Annotated in this window: 23 protein-coding genes; 6 read left to right on the forward strand and 17 right to left on the reverse strand. The window is 69.5% G+C overall.

Annotated features, from left to right (window positions below):
• The 12 genes from XM50_RS03130 to XM50_RS19085 form a co-directional block, all read right to left on the reverse strand.
• On the reverse strand, positions 1-394 hold a 394-nt coding region (locus XM50_RS03130), incomplete at its 3' end, for a hypothetical protein (RefSeq protein ID WP_046407321.1).
• On the reverse strand, positions 387-632 hold the full coding sequence (locus XM50_RS03135; protein ID WP_046407322.1) for a phage tail assembly chaperone: 246 nt from the start codon (positions 630-632) through the stop codon (positions 387-389). The genes XM50_RS03130 and XM50_RS03135, both read right to left, overlap by 8 nt.
• Positions 629-940 carry a GTA-gp10 family protein gene (locus XM50_RS03140; protein WP_046407324.1) on the reverse strand — a complete coding sequence of 104 codons (312 nt, stop codon included), beginning with the start codon at positions 938-940 and terminating at the stop codon, positions 629-631. The genes XM50_RS03135 and XM50_RS03140 overlap by 4 nt, the downstream gene beginning before the upstream one ends.
• Positions 937-1344, reverse strand: a complete 408-nt coding sequence (locus tag XM50_RS03145) for a phage major tail protein, TP901-1 family (protein WP_046407325.1) — start codon at positions 1342-1344, stop codon at positions 937-939. Before XM50_RS03145 ends, XM50_RS03140 begins: the two co-directional genes overlap by 4 nt.
• Before the next feature lies 1 nt (position 1345).
• Entirely contained in the window at positions 1346-1744 is a 399-nt protein-coding gene (gene gp17, locus XM50_RS03150) for a tail completion protein gp17 (protein WP_046407327.1), read from the reverse strand.
• Positions 1741-2301 carry a head-tail connector protein gene (locus tag XM50_RS03155; protein ID WP_231621836.1) on the reverse strand — a complete coding sequence of 187 codons (561 nt, stop codon included), beginning with the start codon at positions 2299-2301 and terminating at the stop codon, positions 1741-1743. The genes gp17 and XM50_RS03155 overlap by 4 nt, the downstream gene beginning before the upstream one ends.
• 58 nt (positions 2302-2359) lie before the next feature.
• Positions 2360-3376, reverse strand: a complete 1017-nt coding sequence (locus XM50_RS03160) for a phage major capsid protein (RefSeq protein ID WP_443024630.1) — start codon at positions 3374-3376, stop codon at positions 2360-2362.
• A gap of 73 nt (positions 3377-3449) precedes the next feature.
• Positions 3450-3830 carry an HK97 family phage prohead protease gene (locus XM50_RS03165; protein WP_197075319.1) on the reverse strand — a complete coding sequence of 127 codons (381 nt, stop codon included), beginning with the start codon at positions 3828-3830 and terminating at the stop codon, positions 3450-3452.
• Positions 3827-4135 carry a DUF6127 family protein gene (locus tag XM50_RS03170; RefSeq protein ID WP_046407331.1) on the reverse strand — a complete coding sequence of 103 codons (309 nt, stop codon included), beginning with the start codon at positions 4133-4135 and terminating at the stop codon, positions 3827-3829. Before XM50_RS03170 ends, XM50_RS03165 begins: the two co-directional genes overlap by 4 nt.
• Positions 4132-5238 carry a phage portal protein gene (locus tag XM50_RS03175; RefSeq protein ID WP_046407385.1) on the reverse strand — a complete coding sequence of 369 codons (1107 nt, stop codon included), beginning with the start codon at positions 5236-5238 and terminating at the stop codon, positions 4132-4134. The genes XM50_RS03170 and XM50_RS03175 overlap by 4 nt, the downstream gene beginning before the upstream one ends.
• A 68-nt stretch (positions 5239-5306) precedes the next feature.
• A complete protein-coding gene (locus XM50_RS03180) occupies positions 5307-6608 on the reverse strand; it encodes a DNA-packaging protein (RefSeq protein WP_046407332.1) in 1302 nt (433 codons plus the stop codon).
• Positions 6605-7366 (reverse strand): hypothetical protein, encoded by a 762-nt coding sequence (locus tag XM50_RS19085; protein WP_052742395.1) that lies wholly within the window; start codon positions 7364-7366, stop codon positions 6605-6607. Before XM50_RS19085 ends, XM50_RS03180 begins: the two co-directional genes overlap by 4 nt.
• 258 nt (positions 7367-7624) lie before the next feature.
• Between XM50_RS19085 and XM50_RS03190 the strand changes: the two genes are divergently transcribed.
• Complete coding sequence (locus XM50_RS03190) at positions 7625-8851, forward strand: NAD(P)/FAD-dependent oxidoreductase (protein WP_046407334.1); 1227 nt, start codon at positions 7625-7627, stop codon at positions 8849-8851.
• A gap of 75 nt (positions 8852-8926) precedes the next feature.
• On the opposite strand, the gene lpdA is transcribed toward XM50_RS03190, so the two are convergent.
• Positions 8927-10321: a dihydrolipoyl dehydrogenase gene (lpdA, locus tag XM50_RS03195; RefSeq protein ID WP_046407336.1), complete on the reverse strand. Its 1395-nt coding sequence runs from the start codon at positions 10319-10321 to the stop codon at positions 8927-8929.
• Positions 10322-10413: 92 nt separating this feature from the next.
• Between lpdA and XM50_RS03200 the strand changes: the two genes are divergently transcribed.
• Positions 10414-11646: an acyl-CoA dehydrogenase family protein gene (locus tag XM50_RS03200; RefSeq protein ID WP_046407338.1), complete on the forward strand. Its 1233-nt coding sequence runs from the start codon at positions 10414-10416 to the stop codon at positions 11644-11646.
• Between the two features lie 80 nt (positions 11647-11726).
• On the opposite strand, the gene XM50_RS03205 is transcribed toward XM50_RS03200, so the two are convergent.
• The 3 genes from XM50_RS03205 to XM50_RS03215 form a co-directional block, all read right to left on the reverse strand.
• Positions 11727-12302, reverse strand: coding sequence for a hypothetical protein (locus tag XM50_RS03205; RefSeq protein WP_046407339.1), 576 nt, complete (start codon positions 12300-12302; stop codon positions 11727-11729).
• Positions 12303-12443: 141 nt separating this feature from the next.
• A complete protein-coding gene (locus tag XM50_RS03210; RefSeq protein WP_046407341.1) occupies positions 12444-12815 on the reverse strand; it encodes a tRNA-binding protein in 372 nt (123 codons plus the stop codon).
• Positions 12815-13486 (reverse strand): glutathione S-transferase family protein, encoded by a 672-nt coding sequence (locus XM50_RS03215; protein WP_046407342.1) that lies wholly within the window; start codon positions 13484-13486, stop codon positions 12815-12817. Before XM50_RS03215 ends, XM50_RS03210 begins: the two co-directional genes overlap by 1 nt.
• A gap of 135 nt (positions 13487-13621) precedes the next feature.
• Between XM50_RS03215 and XM50_RS03220 the strand changes: the two genes are divergently transcribed.
• The 3 genes from XM50_RS03220 to XM50_RS03230 all read left to right on the forward strand — a co-directional run bounded on the left by XM50_RS03220 (position 13622) and on the right by XM50_RS03230 (position 16995).
• Entirely contained in the window at positions 13622-14467 is an 846-nt protein-coding gene (locus XM50_RS03220) for an enoyl-CoA hydratase-related protein (RefSeq protein ID WP_046407343.1), read from the forward strand.
• Positions 14468-14610: 143 nt separating this feature from the next.
• Complete coding sequence (locus XM50_RS03225; RefSeq protein WP_046407345.1) at positions 14611-16704, forward strand: S9 family peptidase; 2094 nt, start codon at positions 14611-14613, stop codon at positions 16702-16704.
• A gap of 84 nt (positions 16705-16788) precedes the next feature.
• Entirely contained in the window at positions 16789-16995 is a 207-nt protein-coding gene (locus XM50_RS03230) for a hypothetical protein (RefSeq protein WP_046407347.1), read from the forward strand.
• A gap of 42 nt (positions 16996-17037) precedes the next feature.
• Here XM50_RS03230 and XM50_RS03235 read toward each other — a convergent pair whose 3' ends face one another.
• Entirely contained in the window at positions 17038-18024 is a 987-nt protein-coding gene (locus tag XM50_RS03235) for an NAD(P)H-dependent flavin oxidoreductase (protein ID WP_046407349.1), read from the reverse strand.
• An 89-nt stretch (positions 18025-18113) separates the two neighbouring features.
• On the opposite strand from XM50_RS03235, the gene XM50_RS03240 reads away from it, so the two are divergent.
• Positions 18114-18530: a secondary thiamine-phosphate synthase enzyme YjbQ gene (locus tag XM50_RS03240; protein WP_046407350.1), complete on the forward strand. Its 417-nt coding sequence runs from the start codon at positions 18114-18116 to the stop codon at positions 18528-18530.

Here is an 18530-nt window from a genome sequence, read left to right on the forward strand (position 1 = left end):
GCTCGCCGACCCAGAAGGGCCGCCCGGGCGACACCGGCCCGCCCGTCGCCCGCCCCGGCGCGCCCAGCGCGGCAAGCAGCACGCTAGCCAGCGCCCCGCCCGGCGCACTCCCGCTCCCGCCCGTCACGCTGCCGAACACGCTGCCGATCCCAGCGCGCAGCGCATTGGCCGCAATCTCGCCCATCGCCGACAAGGCGACGGTTTTCAGGTCCTCGAACCCCAGCTTGCCCGTCCGCACCGCGCGCGCCAGCGTCATCTCGATCGCCCGCCCGGCGCGGTCCGCACCTGCGGCCAGCGGCCCTTCCAGCGCGGCGCGCATCTCCGCCACGTCGCGTGCAAAGCCACTGGCGTCGGCGCGCACGCCGACGACCATCCGATCCCAATCCTCATCCATCCGGAAATGCCCTTTTCAGCGCGGCGATCATCGCCGCATCGGGGGGCCCCGCCCCGTCAGCCCGGCCCGACCCGTCAGCCTCGCCCAGCACCCGCACCAGCGCGGCGAGCTCGGCTGGCGTCGCGCCCCAGAACGCGTGCGGGCTCCAGCCGAACAGCACGCCCGACAGCCCCGCCAGCCGCACCGCCGCCTCGGCAAAGCTGTCCCCCGGCCGGGGCGCGGCCGTGGCCGATCTCATCGCCCCGCCAGTATCTGCCCGATCAACACCTTCAGCGGCGCCATCGCCGCGGTCAGCCCCTGCGCCGCCACCGCCTCGCCCAGCATGTCGCGCGTCAGCGCCGCCGGCCGATCGCGAAGGCAATGCCAGAACAGCCCGACGATCTCGCCCAGCGCCAGCCGCCCCTCGGCGGCCCGCTCGACCAGCGCAAACAGCGGCCCCAGCTCCGCCTCAGCCGCGACCAGCGCGGCAAAGCTCGGCCGAAGCACCAGCGCCTCGCCCGCGACGCGCAGGCTCGCCTCGCCGCGCTGCGCGTTCGCCCCGCTCATGCCGCCACCACCGGGCCGGAGCTTTCGAGGTTCACCGTGTAGCTGCGCTCGCCGTTGAAATCGCCGGCATAGTCCAGCCGAGTCACCAGGAACCGGCCGGTCAGCGTCTCGCCGCTTTCGAAACTCAGCCGGTAATCGTCGATCGTCCCCGCCAGCGCATTGGTCTTCACCCGCGTTTCCGCCGCCGATCCGGTGAACACCCCTGCCGCCGACACGCTGACGCTGCGCACGCCCGCGCCCGACAACAGGTCGCGCCACCCGCCCGACCCCTTGTTGGTCACCACCACCGCCTCGCCATTGATGCTCAGCTGCGTGGTGCGCATCCCGGCCACCGTCGCGAATGCCGGCGTCGCCGCGCCATCGCCCACCTTCAGCAGGAAGGCCGAACCTTTCTCCACCGCCATCTTATATCTCCCGATAGATCTTGACCGCGAACTCGCCCGTCGCGGCCCAGCGGTCGCCCCCGCCACTTTTCACGATGCGCGTTCGCACCAGCCGCAGCGCCACCACCCGCCACCCGCCATCGATCGCGCCCGACAGCGCGGCGATGGCCTCCTCGACCTGCGCCGCCAGCGTGCGCAGCCGCACCGGCCGCTCGCCGGCATCGTGCAGCATGATCCGCACCCGCCCCTCGCGCCCGTCGATTCCTGCCCCGCCCCAGCGCGCCAGCACCGCATCCTCGACCACCGCATGGGGCAGCGCCGCGCGCACCGGCGGCGCATCGAACGTTGTCACGACAGTGCCGACCGCGGCGACCAGCGCCGCCTGCAACGCCGTCGCCGGATCGCTCCCGCCGCCACTCATGGATGCGCCTCCGCCATCAGCCGCATTCGCCGATACGGCCGCCACAGCGCCGCCACCGCTGCCGGCGGCGCGCGCCCGGCGTCGCGATCGTTGAACAGATGCGCGATCAGCATCGCGACGCCTTGCGCGATGGGTGGCGGCAGCGCGTCCCAGTCCACTGCCAGCCCCGCGGTATAGCTCACCGCCACGCGCCCCGCCGCGCCCGGCGCGATCACCCGCACCCAGCCACGCGCCGCGCCATCCACGTCCACCGCATAGGCGTCCGGCGGCAGCACGAACGGCGCCCCCTCCGCCGGCAGTCCCATGACGCCGCCGATCGCGCGGACCGGCGCCGCCGCCAGCAATTGCCACCCGCCGCCGCGCGCCGCCGGCAGCACATCCTCCACCGTTCGCGTCACCAGCAACGTGCCGGTGAACGCCTCCGCCAGCGTGATCGCGGTGGCGGCCAGCCGCTCCAGCAGCGCCTGTTCCGCCTCTCCCTCCAGCCGCAGAAAGCCGCGCGCCTCCTCCACCGCCGCGGCGATCGCGGCGGGCGACACCCCCGAAACCGTCATCATCCTCTCCCCCTCAGCAACGACACGCCCCTCCCGCGCGAACGGGAGGGGCGGGAAAGGATCACGACGCGGCGAACTTCATCACCTTGATCGCCTCGCTGTTCGACACGCAGCCACCGACGCGCTTGGTGGCGTAGAAGCTGACGAACGGCTTCTTGGTGTAGGGATCGCGCAGGATCGCGGTCTCGCTGCGCTCGGCGATCAGATAGCCCGCCTTGAAGTTGCCGAACGCGATCGACAGCGTGTTCGCCGCCATGTCGGGCATGTCCTCCGCCTCGACCACCGGATAGCCGAGCAGCGTCGCCGGCTGCCCCGCCGCCAGGCTCGGCTGCCACACGAACGCGCCATCGCTGGTCTTGAACTTGCGGATGCGCGCCAGCGTCGCCGCGTTCATCACGAACACCGCCCCCTGCCGGTATGGCGCGCGCAGCGACTGGACCAGGTCGATCAGCCGTTCCTGCGGGTTGCTGCCGAAATCGCCCGCCGCGCCCGACAGGATATGCTGCAGCGTGCCGAACGGCCGCGCGGCATCGCCGGTCGCCGCCGTCGCCTGCTGCAGGAACCCCTTGGGCCGGTTGATGCCGTTGCCATTGACGAACGCCGCGCCTTCCGCCTTGGCGAATTCCGCCGCGATCTCGCCCGCCAGCCATTCCTCGACGTCGAAATGCGCGTCATCGAGCATTGCCTGAGTCGCCGACGGATTGGCGAACAGCTCGCCCATCGGCGGCGCGATCTCCACCATCGTCGGCGTCGCCGTCTCGCCCCGCTCGCCCGTCTCGGCCGCCCAGCCCGACGGCGTGCCACCCGTCGTCACCAGCTTGCGATAGCCGGCGCTGCCGACCGACACGACATTGGCGATGCTCCGGATCGGCGACGCGGCTTTCAGCGTCGCATCGATCACCGCGTCGAGCTCCTTCGGCACGGCATAGCCGCCGGTGTCGCCGGTCACCCCCGAAAACGCCTTCATCTCCAGCACCGCGCCGCTGCGCACGAACGCCCCGAACGCGGCGTCGCGGCCAGTACCCGGAATTGCCGACGCGCCATCCAGCACCGGCCGTGCCACCATCATCTCACCCATGTTCTTCTCCCACGCGAAAACCCTCCCCGGCCGCGCTTGGCCGGGAAGCTGCACCCACCACGGGCGCGCACCTTCAGATCTCGATGATCGTCTCCACCCGCGCCGCCGCCTGCATCGGCACGGCGACCAGGCTCACTTCGGCAAGGCGTGCGCGCAGCACCTCGCGCCACGCCCCCTGCCGCGCCGCCAGCGCGCGATACCCGACCGACAGCCCGCGCAGCGCCCCGCTGCGCACCATCCGCGCGACCTCGGGATCAACAACGCACGCCTCGATCCACAGCCCGCGCGCATCCTCCCCGATCGCCCAGATCTCCCCCACCGGCTTGCCCTGATGCTGCATCAGCAGCGGCACCGGCACCGGCACCGCATCGGCAAAGACGCCGCTGCGAAACACGTCGCCCGCCCGGTCGACCCGGTCGAACAAGGCGGCATAGCCCTGAATCCGCAGGCTCATCGCACCCACTCCCCGAACCCCAGCTTCACCGCCAGCAAGGCGAGCAGCAGCGCCGCCGCCCAGCCGGCGAACGCCTTCCACGCGCTCCTCTTGGCATCGCGCCACGCGGTCAGCAGCTCGCGCAGTTCGGCGAGATCACGTGACGCCGCATCGTCGGCCAGCCCCAGCCGGGTCATCGCCCGCGTCGCGCCCAGCTCGCCCGCCTCCTCGGCAATCGCGCGCAACGTCGCCATGTCCGTGCCGCCAGCGCTCCCCTGCGCCAGCAGCTGCGCCAGAACAGAACCAGTTCCAGAAGACCCTGTCATTGCGCCCACCCCACCATCTGCCGCTTTTCGTCGGCGGAAATGAAATCGGCCGCGGACACCATCGCCCACAGCCGCTCGCGATCCTCCACCAATGCCGGCACGCGATCGGGATCGATCTCGATCCGCGCCTCGGCAAACCAGTCGCGCAAGCCAGCCGCCAGCGCCCCGAACACCGCATCCGCCAGCGGCAGCACGGTCAGCCGCCACAATGCGCGATTGGCCTCGCGATAATTGGCGTAGGTCGCATCCCCGGGCAGCCCCAGCAGCATCGGCGGCACGCCAAAGGCCAGCGCGATCTCCCGCGCCGCCGCCGATTTCAGCCCGACGAAATCCATGTCGGCCGGCGACAGGCTCAGCGCCTGCCACTTCAGCCCCCCTTCCAGCAGCATCGGTCGCCCGGCATTGCCCGCGCCGGCAAAGCCCGCCTCCATTTCCTCGCGCAGCCGCTGGAACTGGTCGGCCGACAGCGCCGATCCGTCCCCGGGATCATAGACCAGCGCCCCCGAAGGCCGCGCCGCATTGTCGAGCAGCGCCTTGTTCCAGCGGCCAGCGGCATTGTGCACCGCGATCGCCCCCGATGCCGCGCCAAGGCACCCCAGCCCGTAATGATCGTCGAGCGGGTGGAACCCGCGCACATGGATCACCGCATCGGGCGCGATCTCGCTCACCCGCCCGCCCACGGTGTAGCGATAGCCCGCCGCCCAGCCGCCGGCGTCCAGCACCACGCCGACCCGCTCGGGCCGCAGCGGATACAGCTCCGCCACCTTGCCCGCCTCGTCGCGCAGCACCTGGACGAAGGCATTGCCGTGCAGCAGCACCTGCGCCGCCACCACTTCCGCCAGCCGCCCGCCCCCGCTGCGTGCCGTCACCAACGCCAGCAGCGCGGGATCGCTCGCGTCCAGCGGCGCCGATCCCACCGCCTCCGCCACCAGCCGCACCGCGCGCTGCGCCACCGCATTGCCGAGATACCCCGCGCGCACCTGCGCCTCATATCCCGTGGGCCACTCCCCGTGTGCGAAGCTTTGCCCCCCGTGCGACCCCGCCCCCCGCGACAAGGCCGGACGCGATTCCTCGCGCCCGGCCCTCATGCCGAACCATCTCATGCTCATCTCTCCCGAATGTCGAAGCCGACGGCGCGCTACAGCGCGCCCGCAACAGCTCCAGAGGCGCGCTACAGCGCGCGCACCGCCGCCGCCCCGCGCCGCCCCAGCATCAGCTCATTGAGCGCCCAGACCAGGGCGTCCGCGCGGTCCGGCGATCGCCCCGGCCCCTCATAGCCGCCGCCGACCACCATCCCGCACAGCTCGTCCTCCAGCATCGGGAACACGCCCGCATGGCGCACGCGTCCCGCCTCATACAGCGCCGCCACCGGCTCCGCCCGCGCCACCTTCCCGCGGCTGGCATGGACCAGCCTGACCGGCAGCCCCGTATCCGCGGCATGAAGCACCGATCGCACCATCTCGCCGCCCTGGTTGGCCTCCGCCACCACCCGGTCGGCGCCATGCCGCGCGGCGCAGCCCGCCACCGCGCGCGCCCAGCCCTCGGGCGTCGCGCCGGTCACGCTGGCATCCTCGATCACATGGCCGCCTCCCTCGGCGTCCAGCCCGGCGGCAACGATCCCGCAGGCGTCGCCCCCGACGCCCGCCGGCGGATCGACCCCAACCACCACGCGCACCAGCACCGGCGCCGCCACGATCCGGCACCCCTCGATCATCGCGCGCGACCATAGCGCCCCCGCGACCGTCTCGATCATCTCGCCGTCCAGCTCCTGCCGGCCCAGCGCGGTGCCGCCATAGCTTTCCATCATCGTCTCGATGAACGCCGCCGGCAGATGAACATTGTCGCCCGTCCGCCCGGTCGTCTGGTGAAGCCCCGGCAGCGCCATCACCCGGCGCATCAGCACGGTCGATCGCGGCGTGGTCGTCACCATCACCTGCGGCTGCTTTCCCAGCCGCATCGTCATCATCAGATTGTCCCACGCCGCCTCGCCGCGCCGCCACTTCGCCAGTTCGTCACACCAGGCGGCATGATGTTCCGGCCCGCGCAGCCCCTCGGGCGAATCCGCCGAATAGACGGTGGCGATCGCCCCGCCCGGCCAGCGCACCTCGCCCTTGCTCGCCGCCCATGCGGGCCGCATGTCGAGCCGCGCGGTGGCAAGCACCCCGCTCGGCCCCTCCACCATCACCCGCCGCGCCTCGTCCGCGGTCGCCCCGACCAAGGCGATCCGCGCCTCGGGCACCCGCCGCGCGACGCCATTGACCCATTCCGCCCCGGCGCGCGTCTTGCCGAACCCGCGCCCCGCCCGGACCAGCCACACGCGCCACGCCTCCTCCGACCAATATTGCCCCCCATGCGCGAAGGTGTGCCAGCGCCCCGCCAGCTCCACCTTCATCGGCATCGACAGTTCTGCGATCACCCGGTCGCGCTCGTCCGGCGGCAGCAGCGCCAGCCGCATCAGCAGATCGTCGTTCATGACGCCGCCCCCCGCCTGGCCAGCCCGTCGAGCGCGCGCTTCAGCGCCGCGTCGCTCTCCGCCTCGGTCGGCATGCGGACCGGCAGCACCTGCCCCCTGCGCCCGCCATCGGCGGCGCGATGCCGCTGCAACATGCCGACCGCCAGTTGCAGGTCGCCATTGCTGATGCTCGCGCCCGGCGCGCCAGCCGCCACCGCATCGACCTTGCCGATCGCATAGACCAACAGCGCATTTTCCAGCCGGTCGTATCCGATCGCCAGCGCCTCATCCCAGGCCGCAGCAAAGGCGGCATCCACGCTGCGCCAGCGGTGGACCGTCGCCAGCGTCCGCCCCGCCGACGCGGCCGCCGCCGCCACATTGCAGGTCTCCGCCAGCACCTTGGCAAAGCGCAGCTGCCGCAGCCGGGTGGTATGCCCGGCGATCCGCTCGACCCCGCGCTTTTCGTCGCGCGGCCACGCGCTCGCGTCCGCCGCCGCGCCAGCCTCATCCCCGGGCGCTGGCGACAACGTCGCGACGTCAGTCACGACGCCCTCGCCGCCGCCCTGCGACACGGCGCCCGGCGCTTCGCTGCGGCTGCGCGCTTTCCCTCCCCGCCCCACGCCGGTCGCGGCACCCGGCTTGCGCGCCGTGGTTTGCGCGGCCTCACCCGCCGTGGTGCCTCGCACCGCCCGCCGCGCTCGCGCCGGATCGGCCGGCACCTGCTCCCGCGCGCCGCTGCCGCCAATGCGCACGATCCCGTCCGCTGCGCCCTTGTTCATCGCGCCTCTCCCCCGCTGCCGTGGAGGTCCCGCCGTTCGGACAGGCCCCCAAACGCCGACGGGCCGGGAGCGACAGGGCTCATCCCTGCGCTCACCGGCCCGTCGCCGCATCGAGCTGGCGGCGCTGCCCAATCGCGCCTGCACTTCCTCGATGTTCCTGTTTTGTACACAAACAGCGTCGCGCTGTCAAGCGCGTTTCGCTTGCCCTTGGCCGCGCCCCCGCGCAGGAACCCTCGCGAATGACTGCGGGGAGGACGAATGAGCAGCTATGACGTGGTGATCGTCGGTGCGGGCCATGGCGGTGCTCAGGCCGCCATCGCGCTACGCCAGGCGAAGTTCGACGGCACGATCGCGGTGATCGGCGCGGAGCCGGAACTGCCCTACGAACGCCCGCCCCTGTCGAAGGAATATCTCGCCGGCGACAAGGCGTTCGACCGTATCCTGATCCGCCCGGCGGCCTTCTGGCAGGAACGCAGTGTCGACATGCTGCTCGGCCGCGAAGTCACCGCCGTCGATCCCGCCGCGCATCGTGTCACCACCGCTGACGGCGCGACGATCGGCTATCGCCACCTCATCTGGGCCACCGGCGGCAGCCCGCGCCGTCTCGCCTGCGCCGGCAATGATCTCGCCGGCGTCCACACCGTGCGCACCCGCGCCGATGCCGATCGCATGATGGCGGAGCTTCCCGGCGTGACGGACGCGGTCGTCATCGGCGGCGGCTATATCGGGCTGGAGGCCGCGGCCGTCCTCGCGAAGTTCGGCAAGAAGGTCGTTCTACTCGAGGCGCTCGACCGGGTCCTTGCCCGAGTCGCCGGCCCCGACCTGTCGCGCTTCTACGAGGCGGAACATCGCGCGCGCGGCGTCGACGTTCGGCTCGGCGTCGCGGTCGACTGCATCGTCGGGGAGGACGGCCGCGCCACCGGCGTTCGCCTCGCCGACGGCAGCGTGATCCCCGCGCAGCTCGTCATCGTCGGCATCGGCATCATCCCCGCGGTCGAACCGTTGCTGGCCGCCGGCGCGGTCGGCGGCAATGGCGTCGCGGTCGACGCGCAATGCCGCACCAGCCTGCCCGACATCTTCGCGATCGGCGATTGCGCGCTCCACGCCAACGGCTTCGCCGACGATGCCGACATCCGGCTCGAATCGGTGCAGAACGCCAATGACCAGGCCAATGTCGTCGCCAGGACGATCGCCGGTCAGGACGCGGCCTATCACGCGGTGCCGTGGTTCTGGTCCAACCAATATGATCTGAAGCTTCAGACCGTCGGCCTCTCGATCGGCCATGACGCCACTGTCCTGCGCGGCGACCCCGCCACCCGCAGCTTCTCGATCATCTACCTCAAGGCCGGCCGAGTCATCGCGCTCGACTGCGTCAATTCGGTCAAGGATTACGTCCAGGGCCGAAAGCTCATCGAAACCCGCGCCGCGCCCGATCCCGACCGGCTGGCGGATGCGGCGACTCCGCTGAAGGAACTCACCGCCTAGCCGCCGCCACCAACGAAAAAGGGGCGCCGGCAAATCTGCCAGCGCCCCCTTTCCTGTGTCGCCCGGGCGACCCGATCAGATGTGGATCGGCTTGCCCTGCACCGCCATCGCGGCTTCCTTGATCGCTTCCGAATGCGTCGGGTGCGCGTGGCAGGTGTAGGCGATGTCCTCGCTGGTCGCGCCAAACTCCATCGCCTGCGCCGCCTGCGCGATCATTGTGCCCGCGACGCTCGCGATGCACCACACGCCCAGCACGCGATCGGTCTTGGCGTCGGCGATCACCTTCACGAACCCGTCCGGCTCATGGTTGGTCTTGGCGCGGCTGTTCGCCATCATCGGGAACTTGCCGACCTTGATCTCGCCCTTCTCCTTGGCGGCTTCCTCGGTCAGCCCGACGCCCGCGATCTCCGGCCAGGTGTAGACGACCGACGGGATCACATCATGGTTCACGATGCCATGCTGGCCCGCGATATTCTCCGCAACGGCGATGCCCTCGTCCTCGGCCTTGTGCGCCAGCATCGGCCCCGGAATGACGTCGCCGATCGCCCAGACACCCGAAACCGAGGTGCGGAAATCGTGGTCGGTCTCGATCTGGCCGCGATTGTTCGGGGTGAGGCCGATCTTCTCCAGCCCCAGGCCGTCGGTGTTCGGCTTGCGGCCGATCGACACCAGCACGCAATCCGCCTCGATCGTCGATGCCTCGCCGCCGGCGGCCGGCTCAACGGTCAGCGTCGCCTTGTCGCCGTTCACGGCAACATTGGTCACCTTGGTGCCCAGCTTGAACTCGATCCCCTGCTTCTTGAAGATCTTGTTGGCTTCCTTGCGCACGTCCCCGTCGAAGCCGGGCAGGATCTGGTCGAGGAACTCGACGCAGGTCACCTTCGCACCCAGACGACGCCACACCGAGCCAAGCTCCAGCCCGATCACGCCGCCACCGATGACGACCATGTGCTCGGGAACCTTGGGCAGTTCCAGCGCACCGGTCGAATCGACCACCACCTTCTGGTCGATCGTCACGCCCGGCAGCGGGGTGACGCTGGATCCGGTCGCGATGACGATGTTCTTCGCCGTCACCTTCTGCCCGCCGACGGTGACACTGTGTGCGTCCTCGAAGCTGGCGCGGCCCTTCAGCCACGTCACCTTGTTCTTCTTGAAGAGGTATTCGATGCCGCCCGTCAGGCTCTTCACCGACTCGCGGCGCTGGCCGTGCATCGCATCGAGGTCCAGCTCCGGCGTCACCTTCACGCCCATCTTCGCCATCGAGCCATTGGCTGCCGCATCGAAAAATTCGCTCGCGTGAAGCATCGCCTTGGACGGGATGCAGCCGACGTTGAGGCAGGTGCCCCCCAGCGTCTCGCGGCTCTCGGCGCAGGCGGTCTTCAGGCCCAATTGTGCCGCCCGGATCGCTGCGACATAGCCACCCGGACCGGCACCGATCACGAGAACGTCATAGTCGAATTCGTCAGCCATCGGGTGCACTCGCCTCTGGATTAGGGAAACCGGCTGCGACATAGACCCTCATGACGTGGGTGCAACCCCGCGAGCGACTTAGGAGAGGCCGGATGGACCTGACGTGGAGCCCTGAGGAACAGGCGTTCGAGGCGGAGGTGCGCGATTTTCTCGCCACCGCGCTCACCCCCGATCTGCAACGCGCCGGCCGCCTCTCCACCAGCGTCTATGCCGATCACGAAGCCAGCATGAAATGGCAGCAGATCCTGGTCGAAAAGGGCTGGGCCGCACCGCACTGGGCGCCCGAGCACGGCGGCACCGACTGGACCGTGGCACAACATTACATCTGGAATCGGGAGCGGATCGCGGCCGGCGCGCCGGGCCTGTCGCCGATGGGCATTTCAATGGTGGCCTATGTCATCATGAAATACGGCACGCCCGAGCAGCAACGCTTCTTCCTGCCGCGCATCCTTTCGGGCGAGATCTTCTTCTGCCAGGGCTATTCCGAACCCGGCTCGGGCAGCGATCTGGCGTCCTTGCAGACCAGCGCCATCGACGACGGCGACGATCTCATCATCAACGGCCAGAAAGTGTGGACCACCCACGCCAATGAGGCGAACTGGATCTTCGCACTGGTCCGCACGTCGAAGGAAGGCCGCCCGCAGCAGGGCATCACCTTCATCCTGATCGACATGACGACCCCCGGGGTGGAGGTCCGCCCCTTCACCATGGCCTCGGGCGAGCAGATCCAGAACGCGGTCTTCTTCACCGACGTGCGCGTGCCCAAGGCGAACGTGATGGGGGAGATCGACCGCGGCTGGAGCGTCGCGAAATATCTTCTCGAATTCGAACGCGGCGGCAATGCCTACGCCCCCGCGCTCAAGGCCCGCGCCGACGCCATCGCCCGCTATGCGGCGGAAACCATCGGCAGCGACGGCGCGCCGCTCCTCGATGACCCGGTTTTCGCCACCAAGCTCGCCCGCGCGCGGATCCGCGCCGACGTGCTGGAGATCATGGAACTCCGCCTGCTCTCGGCGGCGAACGACGATGGCAGCGTCGGCGCCTTGTCGTCGATGATGAAGATCATGGGCACCGAACTCGCCGGCACACTGACCGAACTGACCATGGAGGCGGCGGGCGACCGCGGCCTCGTCTATCAACCCCACGCCACCATGCCCGGCGGCCCGGTCCCCCGCCACACGCCGCCCGCCGACGGCTATGTGTCGGGCGAGGAATGGCACGCGCTCGCACCGCTGCGCTACATGAACGAGCGCGCCGGCCCGATCTACGCCGGCTCCAACGAAATCCAGCGCAACATCATCGCCAAACAGGTGCTGGGGCTCTGACCAAGCCCCCCGCTCCGATTGCACGAAAAAAGGGGCCCCGGCCTGCGCCGGAGCCCCCTTTCGCTAGCTCGGCGCGGGGATCAGAAGTGCCCGATCACGCCCAGCATCGGACGCACCGTCTCGAAATCGCCGGTGGTGGCGATTTCGGCGCGGATGCGGATGCCTTCCTTCTTGACCAGACCGTCCAGGCCGATCGCCGACGGGCCGAACTCGCCGCCGATGCCGTAGGAGATACGGCCATAGTCGCGGCTGTCGTTGCCGTAGCGGTCGAAGTTGACCCAGCGATAGCCGGCCTTGACGTAGATGAGGCCAGTCTCACCAGCGCGCGCGCCGACCCGGCCGTGCACACCATATTCCCAGTCGATGTCGCCGGTGAAGCCCTTGGCCGCATTGCCCTCGACGCCGACGAAGAAGCTGTTGAGCGGCACGTTCACGCCGACCACGCCCTCGACCAGGCCGCCCTTCAGGCGGTTGCCCGGCTGCGACACGGGGATGCCGCCGCCCGGTGCGCTCTCGAAGCCTTCATAGCCGCCCAGCACGCCGACATAGGGATCGATCCCGAACGCGCGCGAACCGTCGCTGGTGGTCTCCTGCGCCGCCGCCACAGACGGAATCACAAAAGCGGCGGCAACGGCCGCCGAAAGCAACTTCTTCATCACAATACCTTATCACGAGGCCGCCGCTTGATGCGCGGTCCACACGTTCAAACCGTCAGGGTTCCCGCAAGTTGCTGCACTTGCGAGACAAAGAAATCGTGTTGCATTGCAGCAACACTACTGTGGCCGAAACGGGACGACCTAGAACAGCCGCCCGCCGTCGGGCACCGCCAGCGTCGGCGCAGCCAGCACCACCTTGCCCGCCGCGTCGGGAAAGCCGAGCGTCAGCACTTCGCTCATCACCGGGCCGATCTGCCGCGGCGGGAAGTTCACCACCGCCATCACCTGCCTGCCGACCAGATCCTCGGCGGCATGGTTCTCGGTGATCTGCGCCGACGATTTCTTGCGCCCGATCACCGCCCCGAAATCAATCACCAGCTTCAGCGCCGGCTTGCGCGCTTCTGGGAACGGCTCGGCCGACACGATCGTGCCGACGCGAATGTCGACCTTCAGGAAATCGTCGAAACTGATCGTCTCGGCCGCCGGGGCGCCGGCATCATGATTGGCGTGCATCAGAAATCCGGGTTCTCGTAATAATCAGGCGGCTCGATCCCGCTCATCCGCTCGGCCAGCAAGGGCCGGAAGCTGCGGCGGCTCTTGAACGCCGAATACCACGCCTTGGCATGGGTATGCCCTGACCAGTCAATCCCGCCGAGATAATCCGCGACCGAGATATGCGCCGCGGCGGCAAGGTCGGCGAGGCTGATCGTCGCGCCCGCCATCCATTTGCGATGGTCGAGCAGGTAATCGATGTAATCGAGATGCCCGATCGCGGATTTCATCGCCTCGCGCAGCCGGGCGGCGTTGGGCGACTGGCGCAGCACCAGCCGCTTCACCATCCGCTCCTCGATCAACGGCTGGCTGACGTCGCGGAAGAATTGCGCGTCGAACCAGGTTGTCAGGCGGCGGATCTCGGCGCGGTTGGCGGCCGATCCGTTGATCATCGCCGCGCGATCGACCGTCTCCTCGAAATATTCGCAGATCGCCATCGAATCGATCAGCACCGTGCCGCGCTCGCCATCCACCATCACCGGCGTCTGCCCGGCGGGGTTCAGGTGCAGGAACTCGTCCCGCCGCGACCACGGCATTTCCCGCACCAGCTCATAGCCGACGTCCTTCTCGCCCAGCAGGATGCGGACCTTGCGGGTGAAGGGACACAAAGGAAATTGATGGAGCTGCCACATGCCCCATCGTTAGGCCGCCAAGCCGGCCAGTGAAAGGCGCTTCGGCGAACTTGCGCCACCGCATGGCGTGTCACGCCGGGGCAGGTTATGCCGTGCCGCAAGCGGACGCAGGATCCGCATCATCAGGAGAGGCCGATGACCTTTGAACAGATCCGCTACACGATCGATGGCCCGATCGCGACGATCATGCTCGCCCGCCCGGAGAAGATGAACGCCTATACCGCGGTGATGGGGGCTGAGTTGGCCGAAGCGGTGCGCAAGGCGGGCACCGAGGAGAAGGTGCGCGTCATCATCCTGACTGGCGAGGGCCGCGGCTTCTGCGCGGGCGCGGACATCTCCGGCGGCGCCGACAGCTTCGGCAGCGGCGGGCCTAATTTCGCCGCCAAGGGCAAGCCGCGGCAGGACGGCGGCGGCTTCGTCGGCGCGCTGTTCGACAGTCCCAAGCCGATCATCGCCGCGATCAACGGCGCTGCGGTCGGGGTCGGCGCCACGCTCACCCTGCCATGCGACATCCGCATCGCCGCCGACACCGCGCGCTTCGGCTTCGTCTTCGCGCGCCGCGGGCTGGTCCCTGAGGCGGGCAGCGCCTGGTTCCTGCCGCAGCTCGTCGGCCTGCCCCAGGCGCTGCGCTGGTGCCTGTCGGGCGCACTGTTCGACGCGGCTGAGGCGCTTCGCGGCGGGCTGGTCAGCGAGGTCGTCCCCGCCGACATCCTGCTCGCCCGCGCCCACGAAATCGCGCGCGAGATTGCCGAGAACACCGCTCCCGTCTCGATCGCGCTGACCCGCCAGATGCTGTGGCGCTTCGCTGGCGAGCCATCGCCAGCCGCCGCGCTCAAGGTCGATGGCGGATTCGCCATGACGCTCGGCGCCGGGCCCGACGTGCGCGAGGGCGTCGCCGCCTTCTTGGAAAAGCGCCCCCCCGCCTTCCCCGGGCGGATCGCCACCGACATGCCGCCCGGCTACCCTTGGTGGGGCCGCTGACGGCGCTCGCCCCGCCATCGCCGCCATCACCGTTGCCGGAAGCGGCGCGGACCCATGCCCGAACTGCAATGGCGCGCGCACGATGCTTGCTTGCGCCCCGCCCCCCTGCTGCGCTTCAACCGCGCATCCACCGGAGTAACCCAATGCGCCGTTTCGCTTTTCTCCTTGCCTGTTCCGTCCTCGCCGCCCCCGTCCTCGCCGCCCCAGCCCCCGCGCTTGCGCAGCAGCAGGCGAATGCCGCGCCGGTTGATGGCCCCAGCCGCACCTTCACTGGCAACGACCTGTTCGGCCTCTCGATCGCGGCCGATCCGCAGATCAGCCCGGACGGCCGCACCATCGTCTATGTCCGCCGCACCGGCGACATCATGACCGACCGGATGCAATCGTCCCTGTGGCTGATCGATGTCGCCAGCGGCAAGCAGACGCCCTTCGCCACCAGCGGCTCCAGCCCGCGCTGGTCGCCTGACGGCACGCGGGTCGCCTATGTCGCCGCCGATGGCGAGCGCGCCCAGCTCTTCGTCCGCTGGGTCGGCAACGGCGCCAGCACGCGCGTGACCAGCCTGCCGGGTGATCCCAACAGCCTGTCCTGGTCGCCCGACGGCACGCGTCTCGCGTACATCGCGACCGTCGCTGGCGAACCGACCAAGCTCGGCAAGGCACCCGCCAAGCCGGAGGGGGCGAAATGGGCCGAACCGCTCGAGGTGATCGATCGCATCACCTATCGCAACGACGGCCCCGGCTATCGCAAGCCCGGCTACGACCATGTCTTCGTCGTCTCGGCGGAGGGCGGCGCGGCGCAGCAGCTGACCTTCGGCAAGTTCGATGATGGCGGCCCGCTGTCGTGGAGCGCGGACGGCCGCACCATCCTGTTCTCCGCCATCCGCGGCCCGGATGCCGAGCGTCAGGTGATGAATTCCGAAGTGATCGCGGTGGACACCCGCACCGGCGCATTGCGCACGCTCACCAGCCGCGATGGGCCGGACGGCGCACCGCGCTTCTCCAGCGATGGCAACCGGGTCGCCTGGATCGGCTTCGACGATAAGCGCCGCGCTTATACCAACGCCGAACTGTACGTCGGTGACGCCAATGCCGCGTCGCCGCGCTCGCTCACCGCATCGCTCGATCGTTCGATCGATGACGCCCAATGGGCCGGCGACGGCCGCGCGCTCTACGCCAGCTATGACGACAAGGGGCAGCGCAAGCTCGCCCGCATCGGGCTCGACGGGCGTTCGACGGTTCTTGCCGACAACCTCGCCGGCGGCGGGCTCGACCGCCCCTATACCGGCGGCGACTTCTCCGTCTCGCGCGGCGGCACGATCGCCTACAGCGGAGGCGATGCCTCGGCCCCGGCAGATGTGTGGGTGTGGAGCGGCGGCAAGGCGCGTCGCCTGACCAACCTCAACGCCGTGCTCACCGCCTCCAAGACGCTGGCGCCGGTGCGCAAGATCGCGGTAACCGCGCCCGACGGCCGCCCGATCGACGCGTGGCTCGCCACCCCGCCGGGCTGGCAGCCGGGCACCCGCGTGCCGCTGATCCTCGAAATCCACGGCGGCCCGCATTCCGCCTACGGCCCGAGCTTCGCCACCGACGTCCAGCTCTATGCGTCCGCCGGCTATGCCGTGCTGTGGACCAACCCGCGCGGCTCCACCTCCTACGGCGCCGAGTTCGCGAACCTGATCGACAAGAATTATCCCAGCGAGGACTATGACGATCTGATGGCCGCGGTGGACGCGGCGATCGCGGAGGGCGTGGCCGATCCCAACAATCTGTTCGTGACCGGCGGCTCGGGCGGCGGCGTGCTCACCTCCTGGATCGTCGGCAAGACCGATCGCTTCAAGGCGGCGGCCACGCAAAAGCCCGTGATCAACTGGATCAGCGAGGCGCTGACGATGGACAACACGCTGTTCACGTCGCGCTACTGGTTCTCCAAGCTGCCGTGGGAAGATCCCATGAGCTACTGGAACCGCTCGCCGTTGAGCCTCGTCGGCAACGTGAAGACCCCCACGCTCGTCGTCGTCGGCAGCGAGGATTACCGCACCCCCGTCAGCGAGAGTGAGCAATATTATGCCGCGCTCCAGATCGCCGGCGTCCCGACCGCGCTGGTGAAGGTGCCCGGCGCCAGCCACGGCGGCTTCACCAGCCGCCCGTCACAATCGGCGGCGAAGGCCAGCGCGATCCTCGCCTGGTTCGATCGCTACCGCAACGCCGCGCCGGCGGCATCCACCCCGGCCAATTGATCATCGGCATGGCGGCGGACCGCGCGTTCGCCGCCATGCCATAATCGTTTGGCGCGACTCCGCGAGCGGGCGTATGATCCTCTGATGGAAAAGCGCCGCCAGATCGCGATCGTCACCGGCACGTTGTCGCTCGCCGCGCTCGCCATGATCGACCCGCCCAGCGCGGACATCCGCATCCTGACGCATGAGCGCGCCGACACCTCGCCGGCCCGTTTCCAGGCCGGGGTCGACCTCGGCCTCGCCAGCGCCTCGATTCTGGTCACCTGGACGGCGCACCAGCTGACACGCTGAGCCACCACCGCGCCGCGGCGATGGCCCTGTTCGTTTGCCTGATCAGGCCGCGCGCTGTTCCAGCGCCTGCGCCGCCTCGGCCATCAACGACGCGATGATGTCGGCAAGCGGCTCTTCCTTGGTCACCATGCCGACCGACTGGCCCGCCATCACGCTGCCATGCTCGACATCGCCGTCGATCACCGCCCGGCGCAGCGCACCGGCCCAATAATGTTCGATCTGCAGCTGCGCCTCGGCCATCGCGACCGCGCCTTCGTCCAGCGCCTGCGCCACTTCGCGCTGCTTGGCGGTGAACAGCTCGCCCCCGGCATTCTTCAGCGCGCGCACCGGGATCACCGGCAGCCGCGGGTCGATCTGAACGCTCGCCACCGCGTCGCGCGCGGAGGCGCGGATGAAGGCCTGCTTGAACTTCGGGTGCGCGATCGATTCGGTCGCGCAGACGAAGCGCGTGCCGAGCTGGACGCCAGCCGCGCCCATGTCGAGATAGCCCGCAATCGCCTCGCCGCGGCCGATGCCGCCGGCGATGAACACCGGCACGTCATTGGCGATCGCCGGCAGGATCTCCTGCGCCAGCACGCTGGTCGACACCGGGCCGATATGCCCGCCCGCTTCCGATCCCTCGATCACCAGCGCGTCGACGCCCGAACGGATCAGCTTCTTCGCCAGCGCCAGCGTCGGCGCAAAGCAGATCACCTTGGCGCCGCTCGCCTTGATCGCCTCCAGCGAGCCCTTGGGCGGCAGCCCGCCGGCCAGCACGACGTGCCCGACCTGATGCTTACCGCACACCTCGATCAGCGCCATCAGATCGGGGTGCATGGTGATCAGGTTCACGCCGAACGGCTTGTCGGTCAGCGCCTTGGTTGCCGCGATTTCCTTGTCGAGCAGCTCAACCGTCATCGCGCCGCACGCGATCACGCCGAAGCCGCCGGCGTTGGACATGGCGGCGACGAGGTTGCGCTCGCTCACCCAGCTCATCGCACCGGCCATGATGGCCACTTCGCTGCCGAGGAATGCGGCGCCGCGCGCCATGCGGCGGGCGAGACGGGCGGAACCGGAACGGTCAATCGTGGTATCGTTCATCACCGCGCCGCTACACGGGTCGCGCGGCGGAGACAAACATGCGGCAGCACGCCACCGAATTGATTATCACTGCGCCCGGCCAAGGCCTTCACGAATTCACCCGCGATGTCACCACTTGGGTCGCCTCGACCGGCATCGAACAGGGTCTGCTCACCCTCTTCATCCGCCACACCTCCGCCTCGCTGCTGATCCAGGAAAATGCCGCCCCCGCCGCGCGCCGCGACATGGAACGCTACCTCGCCCGAATCGCCCCCGAATCGCGTGACTATGAACATGATGACGAAGGGCCGGACGACATGCCCGCGCACCTCCGCTCCGCGCTCACCGCCACCAGCCTCTCGATCCCGGTCTCGAACGGCCGCCCGGTGCTCGGCACATGGCAGGGCATCTACCTCTTCGAACATCGCCACGCGCCGCACCGCCGGCAGGTCGCGCTTCACCTGATCGGTGAGTGA

Origin of the sequence: Sphingomonas sp. Ag1 (genome assembly GCF_000980895.1) — a bacterium.
GTDB classification, from domain to species: domain Bacteria; phylum Pseudomonadota; class Alphaproteobacteria; order Sphingomonadales; family Sphingomonadaceae; genus Sphingomonas; species Sphingomonas panaciterrae.

Excerpts from the sequence above, each read along its gene's own strand:
- XM50_RS03135 (WP_046407322.1), bottom strand. The coding sequence starts at position 632 with ATGAGATCGGCCACGGCCGCGCCCCGGCCGGGGGACAGCTTTGCCGAG.
- XM50_RS03225 (WP_046407345.1), top strand. The coding sequence starts at position 14,611 with ATGCGCCGTTTCGCTTTTCTCCTTGCCTGTTCCGTCCTCGCCGCCCCC.
- XM50_RS03170 (WP_046407331.1), bottom strand. The coding sequence starts at position 4,135 with ATGACAGGGTCTTCTGGAACTGGTTCTGTTCTGGCGCAGCTGCTGGCG.
- lpdA (WP_046407336.1), bottom strand. The coding sequence starts at position 10,321 with ATGGCTGACGAATTCGACTATGACGTTCTCGTGATCGGTGCCGGTCCG.
- XM50_RS03175 (WP_046407385.1), bottom strand. The coding sequence starts at position 5,238 with ATGAGATGGTTCGGCATGAGGGCCGGGCGCGAGGAATCGCGTCCGGCC.
- XM50_RS03190 (WP_046407334.1), top strand. The coding sequence starts at position 7,625 with ATGAGCAGCTATGACGTGGTGATCGTCGGTGCGGGCCATGGCGGTGCT.
- XM50_RS03205 (WP_046407339.1), bottom strand. The coding sequence starts at position 12,302 with ATGAAGAAGTTGCTTTCGGCGGCCGTTGCCGCCGCTTTTGTGATTCCG.
- XM50_RS03155 (WP_231621836.1), bottom strand. The coding sequence starts at position 2,301 with ATGATGACGGTTTCGGGGGTGTCGCCCGCCGCGATCGCCGCGGCGGTG.
- XM50_RS19085 (WP_052742395.1), bottom strand. The coding sequence starts at position 7,366 with ATGAACAAGGGCGCAGCGGACGGGATCGTGCGCATTGGCGGCAGCGGC.
- XM50_RS03165 (WP_197075319.1), bottom strand. The coding sequence starts at position 3,830 with ATGAGCCTGCGGATTCAGGGCTATGCCGCCTTGTTCGACCGGGTCGAC.
- XM50_RS03215 (WP_046407342.1), bottom strand. The coding sequence starts at position 13,486 with ATGTGGCAGCTCCATCAATTTCCTTTGTGTCCCTTCACCCGCAAGGTC.
- XM50_RS03180 (WP_046407332.1), bottom strand. The coding sequence starts at position 6,608 with ATGAACGACGATCTGCTGATGCGGCTGGCGCTGCTGCCGCCGGACGAG.
- XM50_RS03210 (WP_046407341.1), bottom strand. The coding sequence starts at position 12,815 with ATGCACGCCAATCATGATGCCGGCGCCCCGGCGGCCGAGACGATCAGT.
- XM50_RS03140 (WP_046407324.1), bottom strand. The coding sequence starts at position 940 with ATGAGCGGGGCGAACGCGCAGCGCGGCGAGGCGAGCCTGCGCGTCGCG.
- XM50_RS03240 (WP_046407350.1), top strand. The coding sequence starts at position 18,114 with ATGCGGCAGCACGCCACCGAATTGATTATCACTGCGCCCGGCCAAGGC.
- XM50_RS03145 (WP_046407325.1), bottom strand. The coding sequence starts at position 1,344 with ATGGCGGTGGAGAAAGGTTCGGCCTTCCTGCTGAAGGTGGGCGATGGC.
- XM50_RS03230 (WP_046407347.1), top strand. The coding sequence starts at position 16,789 with ATGGAAAAGCGCCGCCAGATCGCGATCGTCACCGGCACGTTGTCGCTC.
- gp17 (WP_046407327.1), bottom strand. The coding sequence starts at position 1,744 with ATGAGTGGCGGCGGGAGCGATCCGGCGACGGCGTTGCAGGCGGCGCTG.
- XM50_RS03160 (WP_443024630.1), bottom strand. The coding sequence starts at position 3,376 with ATGGGTGAGATGATGGTGGCACGGCCGGTGCTGGATGGCGCGTCGGCA.
- XM50_RS03235 (WP_046407349.1), bottom strand. The coding sequence starts at position 18,024 with ATGGCGCGCGGCGCCGCATTCCTCGGCAGCGAAGTGGCCATCATGGCC.
- XM50_RS03200 (WP_046407338.1), top strand. The coding sequence starts at position 10,414 with ATGGACCTGACGTGGAGCCCTGAGGAACAGGCGTTCGAGGCGGAGGTG.
- XM50_RS03220 (WP_046407343.1), top strand. The coding sequence starts at position 13,622 with ATGACCTTTGAACAGATCCGCTACACGATCGATGGCCCGATCGCGACG.